The sequence below is a fragment of the Streptosporangium canum genome, from assembly GCF_900113865.1.
Classification (GTDB): Bacteria; Actinomycetota; Actinomycetes; order Streptosporangiales; family Streptosporangiaceae; genus Streptosporangium; species Streptosporangium canum.
The window spans coordinates 12,588-31,930 of the sequence record NZ_FOQY01000039.1 but is presented as its reverse complement, the minus strand read 5'-3'; the positions used below and the strand labels follow the sequence as shown (position 1 = coordinate 31,930).

Genomic DNA, 19,343 nt, shown 5'->3' with positions numbered 1-19,343 from the left:
TCGTCGCCGGGTCCGGCGACCCTCCGTGCGCGGGCCTCCGTGCGGAGGTGAGGGTAAAGATGCGAGGGTAAAGAGGGGTTCAGCGGGAACGGGGAGCGTATGGACATCGAGGTAGGTCTTGCGCACAGGTATGTGACCTCTGCCACGATGTCCACAAACGCAGACGAACCACCACCAGACGGGTCGGATGCGTCGCTAACCGGCCGCACGGTGATGGCGAACCCATCCAGGCGGCCCCGAGCACACAGGAGCGGCATGTGACAGCCGACGCCCCTCATGGTGCGGAAGCACCCCCGGAGCTCGTCCAGTTGCTGACCCCCGAAGGGGAACGGGTCGAGCATCCCGACTACGACATCGATCTGACACCCGAGGAGATCCGCGGCCTCTACCGGGACCTGGTCCTGGTCCGCCGCGTCGACCTGGAGGCCGTGGCCCTGCAGCGCCAGGGCGAACTGGGCATCTGGGCGTCCCTGCTCGGCCAGGAGGCCGCGCAGATCGGCTCGGGCCGGGCGCTGGCCGAGACGGACATGGCCTTCCCGACCTACCGCGAGCACGGCGTGGCCTGGTGCCGGGGCGTCGACCCGGTGAACCTGCTCGGCCTGTTCCGCGGCGTCAACCACGGCGGCTGGGACCCGGCCGAGCACAACTTCCACCTGTACACGATCGTGATCGGCAGCCAGACCCTGCACGCGGTCGGCTACGCCATGGGCGTGCAGCGCGACAGCGCCGAGGCCGCCACGATCGTCTACTTCGGTGACGGCGCCACCTCCCAGGGGGACGTGAACGAGTCGTTCATCTGGGCGTCGGTGTTCAACGCGCCCGTGGTGTTCTTCTGCCAGAACAACCAGTGGGCCATCTCCGAGCCGCTGGAGAAGCAGTCCCGCATCCCGCTGTACCGCCGGGCGAGCGGGTTCGGCTTCCCCGGCGTCCGGGTCGACGGCAACGACGTCTTCGCCTGCCTCGCCGTCACCCGCAAGGCGCTCGCCGACGCCAGGTCCGGGCAGGGGCCGATGCTGATCGAGGCCTTCACCTACCGGATGGGCGCGCACACCACCTCCGACGACCCGACCCGTTACCGGGTGGCCGGGGAGCTGGAGGCGTGGAAGCTCAAGGACCCCATCGAGCGGGTCCGCGCCTACATGTTCAAAAACCAGCTCGCCGACCAGGAGTTCTTCGACGCGATCGACGCCGAGGCCGATGATCTGGGCCGGGACGTGCGCAAACGCTGTCTCGCGCTGCCCGATCCCGAGCCGCTGGCCATCTTCGACCACGTCTACGCGGAGCCGCACCGGTTGATGGACGAGGAGCGCGCCCAGTTCGCGGCCTACCTGGAGGGGTTCGAGGGATGAGCACTCTCACGCTGGCGAAGGCGCTCAACGAGGGCATGCGCAAGGCCATGGAGGACGACCCCAAGGTCCTCATCATGGGCGAGGACGTGGGCAAGCTCGGTGGCGTGTTCCGCGTCACCGACGGGCTGCAGAAGGACTTCGGCGAGCAGCGGGTCATCGACACGCCGCTGGCCGAGTCGGGCATCATCGGCACGGCGATCGGGCTCGCGCTCCGGGGGTACCGCCCGGTCTGCGAGATCCAGTTCGACGGGTTCGTCTTCCCCGCCGCCGACCAGATCATCACCCAGCTCGCCAAGATGCCGCTGCGGTCGCTGGGGAAGGTACGGCTGCCGGTCGTGGTGCGGATCCCGTGCGGCGGCGGAATCGGCGCCGTGGAGCACCACAGCGAGTCGCCCGAGGCCTACTTCACCCACACCGCGGGCCTGCGGGTGGTGGCCTGCTCCAACCCCGCCGACGCCTACACGATGATCCAGCAGGCGATCCGGTGCGACGACCCCGTGGTCTTCTTCGAGCCCAAGCGGCGCTACTGGGAGAAGGCCGAGGTGGACACCTCCGCCGCCCCCGCCGGCTGGCCGCCCTTCGACCAGGCCCAGGTGGTACGGCCGGGCACGGACCTCACCGTGCTGGCGTACGGGCCGATGGTCAAGACCTGCCTGGAGGCGGCGGCCGCGGCGGAGGAGGACGGCCGGTCCCTGGAGGTGGTGGACCTGCGCTCGCTCAACCCGCTGGACGTCGCGCGGGTCACCGAGTCGGTCCGCAAGACCGGACGCTGCATCGTGGTGCACGAGGCGCCGGTCTACAACGGCTTCGGCGCCGAGGTGGCCGCCCGCGTCACCGAGACCTGCTTCTACAACCTGGAGGCGCCCGTGCTGCGCGTCGGCGGGCCGTCCACCCCCTACCCGCCCTCCAGGCTGGAGGATCACTACCTGCCGGACCTGGACCGGGTCCTCGAGGCCGTCGACCGCGCGTTCGCGTTCTGAGAGGGGAGGAGACGATGAAGCAGTTCAAGCTCCCCGACGTGGGCGAAGGCCTGACCGAGGCGGAGATCGTCCGCTGGCACGTGAAGGCCGGCGACCCCGTCAAGGTCAACCAGATCATCGTGGAGATCGAGACCGCCAAGGCCGTCGTCGAGCTGCCCTGCCCGTTCGAGGGCGTGGTGGCGGCCCTGATGGCCGACGAGGGCGAGACCGTGGACGTCGGCAGGCCGATCATCTCGGTCGACGACGGGACCGGCACGGCCCCCGCCCCCGCTTCCTCTGCCGCCCCCGGCCCCGCCCCCGAACGCGGGCAGGCCCTGGCCGAGGACATGGTGCCCACCCCCCCGAAGGAGGAGCGCCAGCCGGTCCTGGTCGGCTACGGCGTCAAGATGGGCGCGGCCAAACGCCGTCCCCGCAAATCGGCGTCCACCCCGCCCGCGGGCTCGCCGGCTCCGCGGAGCGTCCAGCCGCCCGCGCGGCAGGACACCGGGCCGTTCACCGGCGAGAGCGCCGCGCCCTCCGTGCGGGAGGGCGTCCGGGAGAACGGGGCGGCGGCCGGTGCCGCGCCCGCCTCCGGAGGGCGCGTCGCGACGCTGGCCAAGCCTCCCGTGCGGAAGCTGGCCAAGGACCTCGGAGTCGACCTGACCACGCTCACCGGGAGCGGTCCGCAGGGCTCGATCACCCGGGACGACGTCCAGTCGGCGGCCGGGGCGGTCCCCGCTCCGGCGGCGGTGCGGGCCGTACAGGCGGGTGAGGAGCGGATCCCGGTCAAGGGAGTGCGCAGGGCGACCGCGCAGGCCATGGTGGCCTCCGTGTTCACCGCGCCGCATGTCACCGAGTTTCTCCAGGTCGACGTCACCGAGACCATGGACGCGGTCGGGCGGCTGCGACGGCTGCCCGACTTCGCCGAGGTCAAGGTGTCGCCGTTGCTCCTGGTGGCGAAGGCGGTGCTCGTCGCCGCGCGCCGGTATCCGATGATCAATTCGGCGTGGGACGAGGCCGCGCAGGAGATCGTGGTCAAGCACTACGTGAACCTGGGCATCGCCGCGGCCACCCCGCGTGGCCTGCTCGTCCCCAACGTCAAGGACGCCCACGCCATGTCCCTCCCGGACCTCGCCAGGGCCCTCGGCGCCCTCGCCGAGACCGCCCGTGCGGGCCGTACCCAGCCGGCCGACATGGCCGGAGGCACGATCACGATCACCAATGTGGGCGTGTTCGGGGTGGACGCGGGCACGCCGATCCTCAACCCCGGAGAGTCGGCCATCCTGGCCTTCGGGCAGGTCAGAGACATGCCGTGGGTGGTGGACGGGCAGATCGTGCCGCGCAGGGTCTGCACGCTGGCGCTGTCGTTCGACCACCGGGTCGTGGACGGGGAGCTCGGCTCGCTCTTCCTCCGTGACGTCGGCGCCATGCTGGAGGACCCGCTCCGCATGCTCGCCTGGAACTGAAGCCGCGGAAGTCGCAGGCACGCCTGGAACCGAAGCCGCGGAAGTCGCGAGCCCGCTCCCCGGAGGGAGCGGGCTCGCGCTGTCTGAGGCCGCCCCGTCGCCCGAGGCTCCCGCGGCGGTGCCCCGGCGCGCCTTCCCCATTTGGCGTTCATTTACCGACCCGCTGCTTCCGGGTTTCCTTATGGAGAACTTATGGGGTTCTCCGGGAGGTCGGAGCATCCCGCCCGGCGCGTGGGGCGATGGCCTTTTCATGGACACGGCAGACCCTCCTCTGGGGATTCTCCAGGGTGCGCTTTAAATACCGTCGCCTTGCTTGGATGTGCCATGGGGCTGCCGATGGCGGATGCGAAAGAACCTGTCCGGCCCTTCCTGGTGGGTTATTGGAATGGCCGGTTAAAGGATCTCCAATCCACACTGAGTTCGGAGATTAATGCGCATCTGGGTGATATTGTCGTATTTGGCAACTCCGCGTAAGAACGGCCAGAAGGGAAAGCCAATGAGACTGGACAAGTTCTTCCCGGCTAACCGCGCCCCGCTGGGTTGGGGCGGATGTCGTCGTCGTCGCTGCGGGTGCGGCCGAGGCTGGGGCGGCGGCTGGGGCGGCGGCTGGTGGTGGTAGCCAAGTCAGATGAGAACCGGCGGGTAACCCGCCGGTTCTCCTTTGCGCTCCCCTCGGCGGACGGAGCCGGGCCGGTGGCGGACCTGCCGTCCCCGATCGCGCCGGCGGTCTCCATCCGGGACGCCTTCCGGCGGTTCTGGCCCTGCACCCGCGGCGTCCGCAGGTTGTTCGTGGTCGGCGTCGTGCTGGCGATCGTGGCGGCCCTCTGCGAGGTCGCCGCGATCTGGCTGTTCGGGCGCATCACCGACGAGGTCCTCAGCGCCCAGAACCTGGGGGCGTTCTGGACGCCCGCGTTCACCTGGCTCGGCCTCGTGGTCATCGCGGGACTGGCCTCCTTCGTGGGCTCCTACGCCACGGCCCTGGGCGGGGAGCGCTTCCTGCTGCGGTTGCGGGACAGGGTGTTCGCGCACATCCAGACGCTCACCCCCGACTTCTTCGACAACCGCCGGCTGGGCGATCTGATGGCCCGGCTCACCGACGACATCGAAGCCATCGAGGAACTGGTCGGCTCCGGTGTGGTCCGGCTCCTCACGACGGCCGCCAGCGTGGTCTTCTTCGCCGGGGCGGCCTTCTACATCCGGTGGGATCTCGCGCTGGTGACGTTCGCGATGGTCCCGGCGTTCCTGATCGTCTCCAAGGTCTTCGCGTCGAAGTTCAGGACCGTCGCCGCTCGCGAGCGGCTCAGCAACGGAGCCATGAACAGCGTCATCGAGGAGGGTCTGGCCAACCAGTCCCTCGTCCAGGCCTACAACCGGCAGGAGGCCGAGGCGGACCGGCTGCACGCCGAGGGTCATACCTGGCTACGGGCCAACGTGGCCCAGGCCCGGCTGTCCGCGCTGTACGGGCCGGTCGTCCAGGTCATCGAGACAGTCTGCCTGCTGGTCGTCATCGGCTTCGGCGCGTGGGAGATCGCGGCCGGCCGCCTCACCATCGGCGGCCTGCTCGCCTTCGCCGCCTACCTCGCCTACCTCTATCCGGCGGTGCAGAGCCTCGGGCAGATCGCGCTCACCGTCTCCGAGGCGGCGGCGGGCTCCGACCGCGTCATCGAGATCCTGCGGACCCGGCCCGCCGTCACCGACCGGGCCGGGGTGGTTCCCATGGCCGCGCGGAGCCGGGGCCGGATCGAGTTCGACGAGATCGGCTTCACCTATCCGAACAGGACCAGCCCCACGCTGCGGAATCTGTCCTTCCGCGCGGAGCCGGGCGAGCTGGTCGTCTGCACCGGGCCCAGTGGCGCGGGCAAATCCACCCTCACCAAACTCCTGCTGCGGTTCTACGACCCCACCGCCGGGCGCATCCTTCTCGACGGAGTCGACATCCGGGACCTGCCGCGCCGGTCGCTGCGCGACAACATCACCGTCCTGCAGCAGGAGAACCTGCTCTTCTCCGGAACCGTGCGCGACAACATCGCCTACGGTCGTCCCGGCTCAAGCATGGACGACATCGTCCGGGCCGCCGTCATGGCGGACGTGCACGACTTCATCAGCACGCTCCCCCGGAAATACGACACGCCCCTCGGCCAGCGCGGCCGGCTCGTCTCCGGCGGTCAGCGCCAGCGCATCGCCATCGCCCGGGCGATCCTGCGCGACGCCCCGGTGCTCGTGCTCGACGAACCGATGACCGGACTCGACTCCCTCACCGCGGCACGGATCATGGAGCCTCTCCGGCTGCTCATGTCCGGCCGCACGACCATCCTCATCACCCATGACCTCCGCCTCATCCCCGAAACGGCGCACACGATCGTCCTCGGCGCCGCGCAGAGCCCGGGCCGGACGGGGATCAGGCTCTCCAGGCGCCGCAGCGCGGCACCGCGCCCGGTCTGATGCCGGAGGCGTTTCCCCGAAGGCCCCGGAAAACGCGATGAGCCCGCTCCCCGAAAGGAGCGGGCTCGTAGTGGAGGCGAATGGACCCGTCCGTTCTCACCTCGGATGAGGGTCTGCCGGAAAACGCTCCCGGTTGTTGTCCGGCCGGGCCTTTCCCGGCCCGGCCGGACAACAACCGTGTTCTCGCCCCGGCCGCTCGTGGTTCTATGACGGGCGGCGGCCTGCCCGCCTCCGGCCTACCACCAGCCGCCGCCCCAACCGCCCCAGCCACGGCCACCGCCGCCGCCCCAGCCCCAGCCTCGGCCGCCGCCGCCCCAGCCACAGCCGCCGCCACAGCGGCAGCAACGGCGTCTCCAGCAACCGCAGCCTGTGACGACGTTCGCGGCCGTGGTGGCGGTCTGGACGGCCGGGGCCGACGCCACGGGCTTGACCGAGGCCTGTGCGGAGCCTGCTACGAGTGCTCCGGCGAAGAGCCCCGCGCCCATCATGCTCGCGATGAACGAGGCAGCAGTTTTGGTTTTCATGCGTTCCTCCGGGTTTCACGCGAAGACGGATCCGTCCTCATGGATTGCTGGACAATCCACAGACTGCCGGAGGAGGAGCGATCAAGACACCGCAAAGCACTTATGCTTTGGCAAAGCACCGCAGAGCTGTATAAATAAGAAATAAATTGCCATATCTACGCATTTCAGGACAAAGAGTTCTACCCATGCTAAAGGTGATTTAGTCCCCACCGTCGGGTCTCCGTGGGCGTGGCCGTACGCTGGCTGGGAACTCGAACGAAGGGAAGATCATGTTCCGGCATGTCGTGCTTTTCACCTGGGCCGAAGGGGCCACCGACGAGCAGAGGGCCGCGGTCGCGACCGAGCTCGGCAAGTTGCCGGAGATCATCACGGAGATCCGCTCCTACGCCGTCGGCGCCGACGCGGGCGTGAACCCGGGCAACCACGAGTTCGCGGTCGTCGCGGACTTCGACAGCCTCGACGACTATCTGATCTACCGTGACCACCCGGCGCACCAGGCCGTGATCGCCGAGCACATCAAGCCGATCCTGGCCTCCCGGGCGGCCGTGCAGTACGCCTTCTAGGGCCTTGTACGGAGTTTGGATCTTCAGGCGGGTTGGAGGCTTCGGTTCCACGAGATGGCTCCGCGTAGATGAAGGCCCGCGAGATAGCTCTCGGGAGTCTTGTCGAAGCGGAAGGCCAGGCCGCGCCATTCCATGATCTGATTGATGCAGCGTTCCGCCGTGCTGCACTCCTTGTGCAGATCCTGATCGTAGCGGCCGCCCGGTCAGCCACGATCAGGAACAACCCGGCCGCCCACCAGTACGGCAGCCGGGCTGCCACCGGCCGAGTCGAGGTCTGCCGGGGGCAGCTCGACACGGACGCGCCGGGCGGTGAGGAAGACCGTCCCCGCGGTGCGGCCCGCCAGCAGGCGGACGGTCGCGGGACGTCGGCGGCGCTGCCCTTGCACCGCACCCTGGCGCGGCGGTTGCGTAGATCCAGCTCGTCGACGTCCAACGCGAGAACTTCCTCAGCTCGGGCCGCCGTGTCGTACAACATCCGAAACAGGGTCTTGTCCCACAATGACAGCTCCGGCCGGGGCAGGGGGGCGGCGCCGTAGCCTGCGGCTCGTCACAGCCTCCTGACGAAGGACGCGCAGGAAGCGGCTTTCAGCACGATGCCGGCACGGATCGGCGCCGCCGCCTGCGACCGTCAGATCGTCTTCTTGAGGAATCGGAGAACGAGCTCGTTGTACCGGTCCGGCTTTTCCACGGGGACGATATGCCCGACACCTTCGAGGAAGGCCGTTTCGGAGCCCTCAGGAAGGGCTGCGCGGATCGCCGCCATGGTTTCCTCGTCCAGAACGACGCTCTTGTCCTCCGTGCCATGGAGGTACAAGGTCGGCTGAGTCGGCAGAGGACCCCAGAGGGCTCCCTGTTCGGCCGCCCACTCCGGCGTCCCCATCTGCTTGGGGCCGAAGTTCGTTCGGTAGAGATCGAGGGCCGCCCGCAGCCTGGCGGGCTCACCCAGGGCCCTGCGCGTCCCCTCCCACTCCTCGGTGGCGTCGTATCCGGGTCCGGTCCACCTCTCCTGCAGGATCTGCCGCAGGTATGCCATGTCGTTGGCGGCCAGGACCTCCTCTGCCATGTCCATCTGGAAGAACCAGAAGTGGTTCATGTTCTCGATTCCCTCGTAGGTGCTGGAGTAGCTGCCGAAGAACTGCAGGGGCGGGACGTCGCTGGCCACGACCCGTGACCACCGCTCCGGTGCCGCGACGGCGGCGCCCCAGGCGATGCCCGCGCCCCAGTCGTGGCCCACGAGGATCGCATTGCCGTCACCGTTCAGTGCTTCGTGCAGGGCGTTGGCATCGGCGACGAGATCGCGGAGGCGCATGCTGCCGTCCGCGGGAAGCGCGGTGGGGGCGAACCCCCGCATGTTGGGGGCGACGGCTCGATAACCTGCCGCGGCGAGAGCCGGGATCAGGTGGCGGTAGGTGGCGTCGCCGGACTCCGGGAAGCCGTGGAGGAGCAGGGCCAGCGGCCCCTCCCCCTCCTCGACGTAGGCGAAGTCTATGCCGTTGGCGTTGATGCGGCCGTTCTTCATCGTGATCTCCGTGCTTGTGAGAATGGTGTGAGCGGTGCTGCGGGATGGGCCCATCCGATGCGTGTCCGATCCTGTTCCCTTGCGGAATTTCTCACAAGTACCTACTATTTTTTCAGGTACTTACCTTTTTTTCAGTATCGGAGGAACGGTGAAGAAGCAGAGCTACTCATGCGGACTCGACGCCGCCGTGGACGTGATAGGCGGCAAGTGGAAGGCGCTGATCCTGTGGGCGCTACACGACGGTTCGCGGCGTTTCGGGGAGCTGAGGAGGGCGGTACCCGGCATCAGCGAGAAGATGCTGATCCTCCAGCTTCGAGAGATGGAGCACTACGGCCTTGTGCGCCGAGAGGTGTACCACCAGGTCCCGCCGAAGGTGGAATACTCCCTGACCGACTTCGGCCAGTCACTCAACGCCGCTCTCATCCCTCTCGGCGAGTGGGGCGAGAAGCACATGAAGACCATCGAGGCCATCCCGGCGGCCTGACATCCGTCCTGCACTGTCCCGGTTGCAGGCATCCGGGTGGAAGGTGGTGTAGTCGTAACACTCAGGGCACAGCGGTTCGCCGAGTCGGAATCGTCGGGGCCGTGCTTGAGGGCACGGGACATGACGCGGGCCGAACAGCCATGCGGCAATCACCTCCTCACCGATCGCCGCCTGCGTCAGGGCCTGGAAGACGCCCATGACCGCCCACGACCGAAACCAGTCGTAAACGGTCGACCACGGAGCGTACTCGACAGGTGGGCCCGCCATGGGCTGCCAGTGCGAAACCGCCACATCACGGCGTTGAACTGCCGCCGCAGATCCGGGATCGGGCCCCGCTCACCCAGCGGCAGATGCGGCTCGACCAAAGCCCACTCGTCATCGGTCAGGTCACCACGCGCCCTACCCTTTCGCCTGTCAGGATCGGACGGCACCGCGCAGGAGAATCAACAACCCCATGATCTGAACCCAGGACAGGCCCTGGTGCTCCGTTCCCCAGCGGGGAAGGCCGTCTCCGGCGGCCTAGGGTTCTCGACCGCCTGTTCGCGACTCCCCTTGAGGAAGGTCGCACTAGAGATCCGGCGGATTGTTCTCGCGGTGCATCAGGCGATCCTCCGACGTCTGCCCGCGCTTGGGGGCCAGTACGACGCTCAACACGATCCCGACGGCACCGACGATCATGAAGATCAGGCCGATGACGTCGATGTGCACGTTCTCGCCCAGCACGTCGGGCTCGATGGCGAACCGGAGAATGGCGCCGAGCGTGAGAAAGAAGATGCTTACCCCGACACCCATCAAGTCCTCCGGACGCGAGTAATGGTCAGGTAAAGGGAACGTACGTGGGTGGTCATACCCTTTCGGGGGCGATCACACTACTCAGGCGCGTCTTGTCGGCGGCGGTGGGTCCGGCCGAGCCCAGCCAGACCGGGACCCCCAGGGCGTCGGCGACGGCCGCGGGCCAGTCGCCGGCGCCGATGCCGTCGGTGTAGCGAGGACGCGCCCTCAGCACCCGCCGGGTCAGCCCGGCCTGCCCGTCGAGGTCGCCCGCCGTCCCCGCCGCGAGCTCGCCGATGTCGTAGGAGACGCACATCCGCGACACCGGCGCGTCCAGGTGGGTGAGCGCGAGCGCGTCGGCCCCGCCCGTGACCGCCAGCGCGTAACGGTGGGCCACCGCGTCGAAGTGGCCGGCGCGGAAGGGCCCCTGCCACGGCCCCGTCGCGTTGTGGACCTCGTCGATCTCCAGCGTCGGGTCCTCGGTGACCAGCGGGCCGGGCCCGTGCCGGGGCGTGTAGGTGCGCAGCACGCCCAGCCGTACGGCGGGCACCCCGTCGAGCAGGGCCAGCGCGTTGGCGAAGGTCGTCGTGCTCCAGGTCGTGTAGGGGTGGAAGCCGTGCCACTCGTCGAGCAGCACGCCCTGCGCCCCCTCGAAGACCACCGGACGCCTGCGCAGCAGGGCGGCCGTGAACGAGGAGTCCACGAGGATCACCCGCTCGGCGAACGCCCGGTAGGCCGCGACGCAGTCCTCCACCGCGGGCCCGCTCACCCCCAGCGCCTCGCGGAGCGCGTGCAGCTTGCGCGCGAGCAGGGCCGGGTTCTCGCAGTCGCCGGCGGTCGGCCCGAGGCCCGGATTGTCCAGGGCGTAGGCCATGGTCTCGCCGATGCCCATCCCGCACGACCCGTGCCGGTCGTCCCCGCGCGCCAGCTCCCGGGCCCGCCCCGCCGCCACGTGGTACGGCGTGGCGAGCAGGGCGTCCCGATCCACGGTGAGCAGGCCGAACGGGTCGGGCACGCCCAGCTCGCCCAGGTGCGCGGCCTCGGAGGCCAGGGCGAGCGGGTCCACGACCATGAAGCGGGACAGGTGGGTCGGCACCCCCCGGAGCGTCCCCGACCCGAACTGGGCGAACGTGTGGTGCCGCCCGTCGGGCAGGACGACGTTGTGGGCCGCCTGCCCGCCCCCGTTGAACCTGACGACCGCCTGGACGGGACCTTGGGCGCAGAGCCAGTCCACGACCGTGCCCTTCCCGGCGTCGCCGTACCCGAGGTCGGCCACGATCACGTGCTCGTTCACAGCCGGATCACGCCGCTGTCGCCGCCGAGGTCGAGGCCGTCGGCCACCACCAGCGCGCGCCGGTCCAGCCTGGCCAGGGCCTTGCCCACCGCGGCGCCCGCCGTCGAGCCCAGCTCGTCGAGATCGCTCAGCCCCTGGTCCAGGTCGATGGCGTCCTCGCCGAGGCCGACCGTCAGCGCGATCGTCTCGCAGACCGCGTCCAGGTCGTCCAGCTCCAGCACGTTCTGGCCGAGCAGGCCACGCCAGGCCGCCAGCGTCCGCCGGTCTCCGGCGTAGCTGGTCCCGGCGGGGAGGATGTAGTAGACGTCGTACATCCTGGTCAGCTCGGCGACGATCTCCTCGGTCGTGACGTCGCGCCTGAGCCGGTCGCCGATCACCGCGCCGACCTCGCGGCGCTTGACCTTGGGGTAGGGCAGCTCGTCGCCGATGATGAACAGATAGCCCCGGCGTCCGCGCTTGTCGAAGCAGTCGAGCGAGGTGTGCCGGGCCATGAAGTACATCGCCAGCTCGTACGACTCGGTCCGCTGGCCGCCGCCTCCGCCCTCCAGCAGGATCCTGCCGAGGTCCTCGTCCATCCGGTTGTCGGACTCGAACTGGCCGATCTGCAGCGGGGCCCGGTCGCAGGTGGCGTCGCCGATCGCGCCGAAGAGGATCTGCGGGTCGGCCGCGTAGCCCTTGCGGACCAGCAGGCCGAGCAGATCGGGCAGCTTGCTCTGGAGTGTGCGGGGCACCCCGCGCATCGAGCCGGTCACGTCGAACAGGACGGCGACGGCCACGGTCTCGGGGTGCTCGTCGGAGTCACGGCTCTCCCGGGCGGCCACGCCGTACGGGTTGAGATCGTCATGCACGGCGCGCGCACCGCTGTCGCTGTAGGCGAAGGCGCTGGCGCCCTTGGCGGCGCGGTAGCCCGCGGCGGCGGTGTACACGTCGGTGGACCAGATGCCGCTTCCCATGGGGTCTCCCGGGGTCGTTCTTCACAGGTTCTTCTCAAGTAGAGATAAACTCAGTATGAGAATAACTATGGGCCGCGTCAACCCCTCCGCACATGCTCCGTCCTGCCCGCCGGGGCCTCCCGGGACCCGTCGGAGCCGCGGGGAGGGGCGCCGGCGGGCGAGGGTCACAGGTGGAGGGGCCGGTATTTCCTGGGGCCGTACAGGTCGTCGAGCAGCTCGTCGAGCTCGCCGAGGAGTCCCCAGGCGTCGCGAGGCGGGCCCGTCAGGCTCCCCCGGACGAAGCGGCGGATCGGGGCGGGGACGTCGTCGCCCATGAGGGCGGCGACGCAGCGGGTGGCGAGCCGGATGTCGAGGGCCTGGGTCGCCGGCCCTCCGGCGAGGATCTCGGGCGGGTAGTCGTCGCGGTGCCGGGCCACCAGGGCGGTCAGCGGGCGGCCGAGCGGCACCGACTGGCTCCAGTCGACGAGCACCAGGCCGTGGTCGACCGGGTGGACCAGCACGTGGTGCCCGAACACCGCGCCGTGCACCACTCCCGCCCGGTGGGCCATCCCGATCGCGACCAGCAGCCGCCGCCAGATCCACGCCACGTCCCTCGGGTCGAGCACCGGGCGCAGCCGGGCGATCTCCGTCAGGCTCATGAAGCCGTCCGGCGCACGGCTGATCACGTTGGCCTGCCGCTCGACCCCGCCCGAGCGGTGCCGGAAGGACTCCACCAGCCGGGGCACGTACGGCAGGAGCAGCGGGTCGCCCTCCCGCGCGATCGTCGCGAGCGCCGCCGCCTCGCGCCGCATCAGGTCGTTGTCCGCGTGACTGCGCGGGAGCTTGAGCAGCGCGTCGTCGTCGCAGCCGTACAGCACGGCCGAGGCGCCGCGCCGGAACACGCCCGCGATCCGGTGGGTCCCCCGCCCGGTGGTGATCACCGTCTCGGCGCCCCGGCCCCGGGCGGCCCACAGCTCCGAGAGTCTGGCGAAGGCCCCGGAGGCGTCCGGTCCGGACGCGAGGTCGGGGTGGAGCAGCCGTGCCAGCCGCCGGTACGTCCGGTGCGGCGCGTCCCCGCCGAACAGGTCGTCCGGTGTGCGGGCGCCGGAAACCAGGGCGATCGCCTCGGCCGTGGTGGTCATCCGGCCGCCTCCTCGCGGGCGGGCCGCAGCAGCGCGGGATGCAGGAGCCGCGCGTCGCCGGCCCGGTAGAGCCGGGCCCGGGGGCCGCCCCGCGTCCCGCCGCCCTCGGTGGTCTGCCCGGTGCCCTCCACGAATCCGGGCACCGACAGGACCTTGCGGTGGAAGTTGCCCGCGTGCAGCGGCACGCCCCAGACCGTTTCGTAGACGCCGCGCAGCTCGGTGATCGTGAACGTCTCGTCCACGAAGGTGGTGGCCAGCGGGGTGTACTCCAGCTTGGCCCGCGCCCGTTCCAGTCCTTCGCCGAGGATGCGGTCGTGGTCGAACGCCAGCTCCGGCAGCCGGTCGATCCGCCGCCAGGCGGCGTCGGCCGCGTCCGAACCGGCGCGGGGATCGGGAAGGCGGGGGGCGAAGGCGAGGTAGGAGACCGACACGATCCGCATCCGGGGGTCCCGCCCGGGGGCCCCGTAGCTGGCGAGTTGCTCGATGTGCACGCGCGGGGCGAGGCCGGTCTCCTCGGCCAGCTCCCGCGCCGCGGCCTCCGGCAGATCCTCGTCCGGCCGGATGAACCCCCCGGGCAGCGCCCACCGCCCCGCGTGGGGCTGCTCGCCCCGTTCGACCAGCAGCACGTGCAGCGCGCCCTCGCGGATGGTCAGCGCCACCACGTCGACCGTCACCGCGACCGCCGGGAAGGCCCGGGGGTCGTAGCCCGCCAGGAACTCGGAATCGTCCATCGCATGCCCTCCGCACACCACAACATTCTCATTATGAGAATAACTATTCTCGCATATCAACGCCCGGGATGGTTCCGGACCTCGATCCGGCTCTCCTGTGCCCGGACAGCATGGCCCTGGCCAGTATGGATATCCATTTCAATATCTGTCGTCCTCTCATATCGATATTGGACATGACGTGGGTCGCTCTGGTCTGCTCTTCCGGTGAAGATCGAGAGCAAGGAGCCTGGCATGCAGCATTCCTCCGACCCCGCCCGCCGACGGCGGGTCCGCACGACGCTGGGCGTCGCCGTCCTGACGGCGTCCGCGCTGTTCGGCGGGACCGCCGCCCACGGCGCCGCGGGTCCTTCCGGCGGCGAGACCGCCGCCGCCGGGACCGCGGCGGCGCAGTCCGCGGTCCAGCAGCGGACGGTCGTCCGGGACGACCTGCAGGCGCTGTTCCGCCAGGCGGGGGTGCGCGGCACGTTCGCCCTCCTGGATGTGAAGACCGGGCAGACCACGGTGGTCGACCGGCGCAGGGCGGAGCAGCGGCTGATCCCCGCGTCCACCTTCAAGATCCCGCACGCCCTGATCGCGCTGGAGACCGGTGCCGTCAAGGACGAGAACGAGGTGATCCCGTACGGTGGCAAGCCGCAGCGGTTCCCGGAGTGGGAGCATGACATGAACCTGGGCGACGCGATCCGGGTGTCCAACGTCCCCGTCTTCCAGACGATCGCCCGGCGGATCGGCGTCAAGCGGGAGAAGCAGTGGGTGAACCGGCTCGGCTACGGCAACCGCCAGATCGGCACCGTGGTCGACCAGTTCTGGCTTGAGGGCCCGCTGGAGATCTCGGCGACGGAGCAGACCCGCTTCCTGTCGCGGGTGGCTCGCGGGCAGCTGCCGGCCTCCCAGCGCAACCAGCGGACGGTGCGCGAGATGCTGAAGATCGAGGAGAAGGACGGCTACGCCCTGTACGCCAAGACCGGCTGGGGCATGTCCACCAAGCCGGGCATCGGCTGGTGGGTGGGCTGGGTCGAGCGCGGCGACCGGCTCTACACCTTCGCGCTCAACATCGACGTCAACGCCGACGAGGACACCAAGAAGCGGATGCCGCTCGCCCGCGAGCTGCTGAGCCGTCTCGGCGCCCTCCCGGCCGCCTGAGCGGAGCGCGTCTTCCCTCCGCGAGCCGTGAGGCCGTACGGCCCGCTCCCGCCCGCGAGCCGTGAGGCCCGTACGGCCTGCGGGGGAAACGGGCGAGGGGCGCCCCGGTGAGACCGGGGCGCCCCTCGGTGTCGCCTGCCGCGGGAGCAGGTGGCCGGGTGGAGAAGGTCAGAAGGCCTCTTCGGGCAGCTCCATCAGGTCCTGGTTGGTGGCGGCCAGCACGCGGCGCTCCGCGGCGAGGCGGGGCAGGACGGTCTGGGCGAAGAACGAGGCGGCGGCGACCTTGCCGGTGTAGAAGGCCGTGTCGCGGTCGGAGGAGCCCAGCGCGGTCAGCGCCACCTCGGCCTGGCGCAGGAGCAGCCAGCCGATCACCAGGTCACCCAGGGAGAGCAGGAACCGGGTGGTGTTGAGGCCGACCCGGTAGACCTCCTTCGGCGCGTCCAGTGAGCCGATGGCCCAGCCCGCCAGGGTGTCGGCCATGGCCTTGACCTCGTCCGCGGCCTCGTCGAGGAGCTTGCGCTCCTCCTTGAGGCGGCCGTTGCCGGCCTCGGAGGCGGCGAAGGCCTTGATGTCGCCGTACAGCGTGCCGAGCGCGACGCCCTGGTTGCGCAGGACCTTGCGGAAGAACAGATCCAGGCCCTGGATCGCCGTCGTGCCCTCGTAGAGGGAGTCGATCTTGGCGTCCCGGATGTACTGCTCGATCGGGTAGTCCTGCAGGTAGCCCGAGCCGCCCAGGGTCTGCAGCGAGCGGGCCAGCAGCTCGTAGGAGCGCTCCGAGCCGACGCCCTTGACCAGCGGGAGCAGCAGGTCGTTCATCGCCTCGGCGTGCTCGTCCCGGCGGCCCTCGAAGGCCGCGATCTGCACCGCGTCCTGGTAGGTGGCGGTGAGCAGGACCAGCGCCCGCATGCCCTCGGCGTACGACTTCTGGAGCATGAGCTCGCGGCGCACGTCCGGGTGGTGGGCGATGGTCACGCGCGGGGCCGACTTGTCGGCCATCTGGGTGAGGTCGGCGCCCTGCACGCGGGCCTTGGCGTACTCCAGGGCGTTCAGGTAGCCGGTGGAGAGCGTGGCGATCGCCTTGGTGCCCACCATCATCCGGGCGTGCTCGATGATCATGAACATCTGCTTGATGCCCTCGTGCACCTCGCCGATCAGCGTGCCCACGGCCGGGTGCTTCTCGCCGAAGGTGAGCTCGCAGGTCGTGGAGACCTTCAGGCCCATCTTCTTCTCGACGTTGGTGACGTAGACGCCGTTGCGCTCACCGAGCTCGCCGGTCTCCAGGTCCACGTGGTACTTCGAGACCAGGAACATCGACAGGCCCTTGGTGCCCACGCCGTGCCCCTCGGGACGGGCCAGGACCAGGTGGAAGATGTTGTCGGCCATGTCGTGCTCGGCGCTGGTGATGAAGCGCTTGACGCCCTCGATGTGCCAGGTGCCGTCGTCCTGCCGGATGGCCTTCGCGCGGCCGGCGCCCACGTCGGAACCGGCGTCGGGCTCGGTGAGCACCATGGTGGCGCCCCACTGCTTGTCGATGGCCAGCTCGGCGTAGCGCTTCTGCGCCTCGGTGCCGATGACGTGCATCACGTGGGCGAAGGCCGGGCCGCTGGCGTACATCCAGATCGCCGGGTTCGAGCCGAGGATCATCTCGGCCAGCGCCCAGTTCACGCTGTTGGGCAGGCCGGGACCGTTGAGCTCGGCGGGCAGACCGAGGTTGGTCCAGCCGGCGTCACGGTAGGCGGCGAAGGACTTCTTGAAGCCCGCCGGCATCGTCACCGTACCGGTGGCGGGGTCGAAGACCGGGGGATTGCGGTCGCCCTCCTCGAAGGAGTCGGCCAGCACCCCCGTGGCCAGGCGGTTGACCTCGTCGAGGATGGTCCGCACGACATCTTCGTCAAGGTCGGCGTAGGGGCCGGTGCCCAGGATGTCCCGGCGCCCGAACACCTCGAAGAGATTGAACTCCAGGTCACGGATGTTGCTCTTGTAGTGGCCCATGGGGTCTGCTCCTTGAAACCGGGGGAACCGGGACTCTGTACATACTCGTCAGTAACCTTACCGACAATGCTACCCGCCAGTAACCCCTGGAAAACCGTACTCATAGGACGTTTGTCACACTCCCCGCGGCAAGGTCCGCGTTACGTGAAGCTCCTCTCCCGCTCCCTCCTCGTGTCGATCGACCGGCCCTGCGGACTTTCCTAAGCTCGTCCCATGGACGAACAGTGGCGAGCGGATCTCGCGCTATGGGGCATCCCCGACGAGATCGTGGCGCGGGCCCCGGCCAACCCCTGGGAGCACTCGCCCGCGCGGTTCGCCGAGCGGACCGACCGCGCGCTCGCCGCCCCCGAGGGGCCGACCCTGGCCCGGATCGCCGAGGCGCTTCCGGCCGGAGGAAGCGTGCTGGACGTCGGCGCCGGCACCGGGGCGGCCTCGCTGCCGCTGGCCGGGAGCATGGGAGAGCTGATCGCGGTGGACTCCTCCGCCGCGATGCTGGCCGAGCTGATCTCCCGGGCGGACAGGCTGGGCGTCCCCACCCGGATCATCCGGGGACGGTGGCCCGACGTCGCGGCCGAGACCCCGGCGGCGGACGTGGCGGTCGCCGCCCACGTCGTCTACAACGTGCCCGACCTGGCCGCCTTCCTCACCGAGCTGTCCGGCCACGCCCGCCGCCGGGTCGTCCTGGAGCTCACCGAACACCATCCGATGAGCTGGCTCAACCCCCTCTGGGCGCACTTCCACGGCCTCGTCCGCCCGGAACGGCCCACGGCCCACGACGTGATCGCCATCGCCGAGGGGCTCGGCCACGAGGTCCGTCAGGTGCGGCGCCTCGCCCCGCTGACCCGCTTCACCACGCTGGAGGAGCTGGGCGACAGCGCGTGCCGCCGGCTCTGTCTCGGCCCGGACCGGGCCGAGGAGGTCATCGCGGCGGCGGTCGAACTGGACATGTGGCCGGTGCCGCGTGACCGGTGGTTCACGCTCTGGTGGGAATCGGAATGAGGTTTGCTACGCTTCGACAGCAGAGCACCCATACGGGAGGCTCCCGGACGAGACGCGCCGTACCCGGTCTGAAAAGACGACGCTCCTGTTGGAGGGAGCCGTCATGGCCTGGGTCATCATCGTCGTCGCCGGTCTGTTCGAAGTCGCGATGGCGTACTCGCTCAAGATGAGCCACGGATTCTCCGTACCCCTGCCGAGCATCGGGTTCGTCGTCTTCGCCGTGCTCAGTTTCGGCCTGCTCGCCATGGGCCTCAAGAGCCTTGAGGTCGGTACGGCCTACGCCGTCTGGACCGGCATCGGCGCGGTCGGCACCGCCTCCCTGGGCATGCTGTTCCTCGGCGACGACGTGTCGTTCCTCAAGATCGCCTCGATCGCCCTCATCCTCGCCGGCGTTGTCGGCCTCAACCTCGCCGGCGGCGGCCACTGAGCCCGCGAGGGCCATGACGGGTTCCGCGTCCGCCGGGCGGAGTACGAGAGGGCGCGGTAGCCCTTGCCGGAGGGATGTTCTGTCGGACATGCTGCGGTCATGAGCCCCCCGAGTGCGTCCGTGAGCATCCACGTCTCGGCGCCGCCCGCAGTGGTCTACGACCTGGTCACCGACATCGCCGACATGGGCGAGTGGAACGTCGAGTGCCGGGGGGCCAGGTGGGTCGGGCGGGTCGCGCAGGCACGGCCCGGGGCGCGGTTCCGGGGGCGCAACAGTCGCGGGTGGCGACACTGGTCCACGCTCTGCACGGTGACCGCCGCCGACCCCGGCAGGGTCTTCGCCTACCACGTCCGCGCCGCCGGCCTGCTGGATGTGGCCCTGTGGCGCTTCGGCATCACGCCCACCGAGGCGGGCTGTCACGTGGAGCAGAGCACCTGGGACACCCGCGGCCCCCTCATGCGTGTCGTCGGCGGGATCGTCACCGGCGTCCGGGACCGGGCCGCCCACAACGAGGCCAACATGCGGCGGACCCTGGAGGGCCTCAAGAGGGTGGCGGAGCGGCGACCCTGACCAGTCCGTCGTGGGCACGGGCCGGTGACCCTGATCCGT

The 19,343-nt window shown here is 69.9% G+C and carries 19 protein-coding genes, 1 pseudogene and 1 riboswitch; of the genes and pseudogenes, 10 read left to right on the top strand and 10 right to left on the bottom strand.

Annotated features, from left to right (window positions below):
* Positions 1 to 257 precede the first annotated feature (257 nt).
* From pdhA to BM085_RS36425, 5 genes are all read left to right on the top strand, one after another.
* On the top strand, positions 258 to 1,349 hold the full coding sequence (gene pdhA, locus BM085_RS36450; protein WP_031157710.1) for a pyruvate dehydrogenase (acetyl-transferring) E1 component subunit alpha: 1,092 nt from the start codon (positions 258 to 260) through the stop codon (positions 1,347 to 1,349).
* Entirely contained in the window at positions 1,346 to 2,329 is a 984-nt protein-coding gene (locus BM085_RS36445; RefSeq protein ID WP_093891335.1) for an alpha-ketoacid dehydrogenase subunit beta, read from the top strand. Before pdhA ends, BM085_RS36445 begins: the two co-directional genes overlap by 4 nt.
* A 14-nt stretch (positions 2,330 to 2,343) precedes the next feature.
* Positions 2,344 to 3,774 carry a dihydrolipoamide acetyltransferase family protein gene (locus BM085_RS36440; protein WP_093891334.1) on the top strand — a complete coding sequence of 477 codons (1,431 nt, stop codon included), beginning with the start codon at positions 2,344 to 2,346 and terminating at the stop codon, positions 3,772 to 3,774.
* 693 nt (positions 3,775 to 4,467) lie between these two features.
* Entirely contained in the window at positions 4,468 to 6,216 is a 1,749-nt protein-coding gene (locus BM085_RS36435) for an ABC transporter ATP-binding protein (protein ID WP_245789910.1), read from the top strand.
* Between the two features lie 793 nt (positions 6,217 to 7,009).
* Positions 7,010 to 7,303: a Dabb family protein gene (locus BM085_RS36425; protein WP_093891332.1), complete on the top strand. Its 294-nt coding sequence runs from the start codon at positions 7,010 to 7,012 to the stop codon at positions 7,301 to 7,303.
* A gap of 203 nt (positions 7,304 to 7,506) precedes the next feature.
* On the opposite strand, the gene BM085_RS36420 is transcribed toward BM085_RS36425, so the two are convergent.
* The 3 genes and pseudogenes from BM085_RS36420 to BM085_RS36415 all read right to left on the bottom strand — a co-directional run bounded on the left by BM085_RS36420 (position 7,507) and on the right by BM085_RS36415 (position 8,822).
* Entirely contained in the window at positions 7,507 to 7,689 is a 183-nt protein-coding gene (locus BM085_RS36420; protein ID WP_218158928.1) for a hypothetical protein, read from the bottom strand.
* A gap of 44 nt (positions 7,690 to 7,733) precedes the next feature.
* A pseudogene (locus BM085_RS46490) lies at positions 7,734 to 7,778 on the bottom strand (hypothetical protein); the annotation flags it as partial.
* 153 nt (positions 7,779 to 7,931) lie between these two features.
* Positions 7,932 to 8,822 carry an alpha/beta fold hydrolase gene (locus BM085_RS36415; protein ID WP_093891331.1) on the bottom strand — a complete coding sequence of 297 codons (891 nt, stop codon included), beginning with the start codon at positions 8,820 to 8,822 and terminating at the stop codon, positions 7,932 to 7,934.
* A gap of 148 nt (positions 8,823 to 8,970) precedes the next feature.
* Here BM085_RS36415 and BM085_RS36410 point away from each other — a divergent pair, with 148 nt between their 5' ends.
* Positions 8,971 to 9,306, top strand: coding sequence for a winged helix-turn-helix transcriptional regulator (locus BM085_RS36410; RefSeq protein ID WP_093891330.1), 336 nt, complete (start codon positions 8,971 to 8,973; stop codon positions 9,304 to 9,306).
* Between the two features lie 176 nt (positions 9,307 to 9,482).
* On the opposite strand, the gene BM085_RS47600 is transcribed toward BM085_RS36410, so the two are convergent.
* From BM085_RS47600 to BM085_RS36380, 6 genes are all read right to left on the bottom strand, one after another.
* Complete coding sequence (locus BM085_RS47600) at positions 9,483 to 9,737, bottom strand: transposase (RefSeq protein WP_093891329.1); 255 nt, start codon at positions 9,735 to 9,737, stop codon at positions 9,483 to 9,485.
* Between the two features lie 136 nt (positions 9,738 to 9,873).
* Entirely contained in the window at positions 9,874 to 10,098 is a 225-nt protein-coding gene (locus BM085_RS36400; protein ID WP_093891328.1) for a DUF6458 family protein, read from the bottom strand.
* Positions 10,099 to 10,150: 52 nt separating this feature from the next.
* Entirely contained in the window at positions 10,151 to 11,371 is a 1,221-nt protein-coding gene (locus tag BM085_RS36395; protein ID WP_093891327.1) for an adenylosuccinate synthetase, read from the bottom strand.
* Complete coding sequence (locus BM085_RS36390) at positions 11,368 to 12,324, bottom strand: hypothetical protein (RefSeq protein WP_093891326.1); 957 nt, start codon at positions 12,322 to 12,324, stop codon at positions 11,368 to 11,370. The genes BM085_RS36395 and BM085_RS36390 overlap by 4 nt, the downstream gene beginning before the upstream one ends.
* A gap of 164 nt (positions 12,325 to 12,488) precedes the next feature.
* Complete coding sequence (locus BM085_RS36385) at positions 12,489 to 13,445, bottom strand: lipopolysaccharide kinase InaA family protein (RefSeq protein ID WP_093891325.1); 957 nt, start codon at positions 13,443 to 13,445, stop codon at positions 12,489 to 12,491.
* Entirely contained in the window at positions 13,442 to 14,176 is a 735-nt protein-coding gene (locus tag BM085_RS36380; protein WP_093891324.1) for an NUDIX hydrolase, read from the bottom strand. The genes BM085_RS36385 and BM085_RS36380 overlap by 4 nt, the downstream gene beginning before the upstream one ends.
* A gap of 231 nt (positions 14,177 to 14,407) precedes the next feature.
* Between BM085_RS36380 and blaOXA the strand changes: the two genes are divergently transcribed.
* Positions 14,408 to 15,316, top strand: coding sequence for a class D beta-lactamase (gene blaOXA / locus BM085_RS36375; RefSeq protein WP_093891323.1), 909 nt, complete (start codon positions 14,408 to 14,410; stop codon positions 15,314 to 15,316).
* A 168-nt stretch (positions 15,317 to 15,484) separates the two neighbouring features.
* Here blaOXA and BM085_RS36370 read toward each other — a convergent pair whose 3' ends face one another.
* Complete coding sequence (locus BM085_RS36370) at positions 15,485 to 17,308, bottom strand: acyl-CoA dehydrogenase (protein WP_093891322.1); 1,824 nt, start codon at positions 17,306 to 17,308, stop codon at positions 15,485 to 15,487.
* A gap of 213 nt (positions 17,309 to 17,521) precedes the next feature.
* Between BM085_RS36370 and BM085_RS36365 the strand changes: the two genes are divergently transcribed.
* The 3 genes from BM085_RS36365 (at position 17,522) to BM085_RS36355 (ending at position 19,304) form a co-directional block, all read left to right on the top strand.
* Entirely contained in the window at positions 17,522 to 18,307 is a 786-nt protein-coding gene (locus BM085_RS36365) for a class I SAM-dependent methyltransferase (RefSeq protein WP_093891321.1), read from the top strand.
* Between the two features lie 19 nt (positions 18,308 to 18,326).
* A riboswitch (guanidine-III (ykkC-III) riboswitch) is annotated at positions 18,327 to 18,393 on the top strand.
* Positions 18,394 to 18,410: 17 nt separating this feature from the next.
* Positions 18,411 to 18,734, top strand: a complete 324-nt coding sequence (locus tag BM085_RS36360; RefSeq protein ID WP_086578115.1) for a DMT family transporter — start codon at positions 18,411 to 18,413, stop codon at positions 18,732 to 18,734.
* 99 nt (positions 18,735 to 18,833) lie between these two features.
* Positions 18,834 to 19,304 carry an SRPBCC family protein gene (locus BM085_RS36355; RefSeq protein ID WP_093891320.1) on the top strand — a complete coding sequence of 157 codons (471 nt, stop codon included), beginning with the start codon at positions 18,834 to 18,836 and terminating at the stop codon, positions 19,302 to 19,304.
* Positions 19,305 to 19,343: the final 39 nt, after the last annotated feature.

What these genes read in the sequence shown, in the direction of transcription:
- BM085_RS36370 (WP_093891322.1), bottom strand. Translation starts at nt 17,308, where the DNA reads ATGGGCCACTACAAGAGCAACATCCGTGACCTGGAGTTCAATCTCTTC.
- BM085_RS36385 (WP_093891325.1), bottom strand. Translation starts at nt 13,445, where the DNA reads ATGACCACCACGGCCGAGGCGATCGCCCTGGTTTCCGGCGCCCGCACA.
- BM085_RS36440 (WP_093891334.1), top strand. Translation starts at nt 2,344, where the DNA reads ATGAAGCAGTTCAAGCTCCCCGACGTGGGCGAAGGCCTGACCGAGGCG.
- BM085_RS36380 (WP_093891324.1), bottom strand. Translation starts at nt 14,176, where the DNA reads ATGGACGATTCCGAGTTCCTGGCGGGCTACGACCCCCGGGCCTTCCCG.
- BM085_RS36415 (WP_093891331.1), bottom strand. Translation starts at nt 8,822, where the DNA reads ATGAAGAACGGCCGCATCAACGCCAACGGCATAGACTTCGCCTACGTC.
- BM085_RS36425 (WP_093891332.1), top strand. Translation starts at nt 7,010, where the DNA reads ATGTTCCGGCATGTCGTGCTTTTCACCTGGGCCGAAGGGGCCACCGAC.
- blaOXA (WP_093891323.1), top strand. Translation starts at nt 14,408, where the DNA reads ATGCAGCATTCCTCCGACCCCGCCCGCCGACGGCGGGTCCGCACGACG.
- BM085_RS36365 (WP_093891321.1), top strand. Translation starts at nt 17,522, where the DNA reads ATGGACGAACAGTGGCGAGCGGATCTCGCGCTATGGGGCATCCCCGAC.
- BM085_RS36360 (WP_086578115.1), top strand. Translation starts at nt 18,411, where the DNA reads ATGGCCTGGGTCATCATCGTCGTCGCCGGTCTGTTCGAAGTCGCGATG.
- BM085_RS36390 (WP_093891326.1), bottom strand. Translation starts at nt 12,324, where the DNA reads ATGGGAAGCGGCATCTGGTCCACCGACGTGTACACCGCCGCCGCGGGC.
- BM085_RS36355 (WP_093891320.1), top strand. Translation starts at nt 18,834, where the DNA reads ATGAGCCCCCCGAGTGCGTCCGTGAGCATCCACGTCTCGGCGCCGCCC.
- BM085_RS36445 (WP_093891335.1), top strand. Translation starts at nt 1,346, where the DNA reads ATGAGCACTCTCACGCTGGCGAAGGCGCTCAACGAGGGCATGCGCAAG.
- BM085_RS36400 (WP_093891328.1), bottom strand. Translation starts at nt 10,098, where the DNA reads ATGGGTGTCGGGGTAAGCATCTTCTTTCTCACGCTCGGCGCCATTCTC.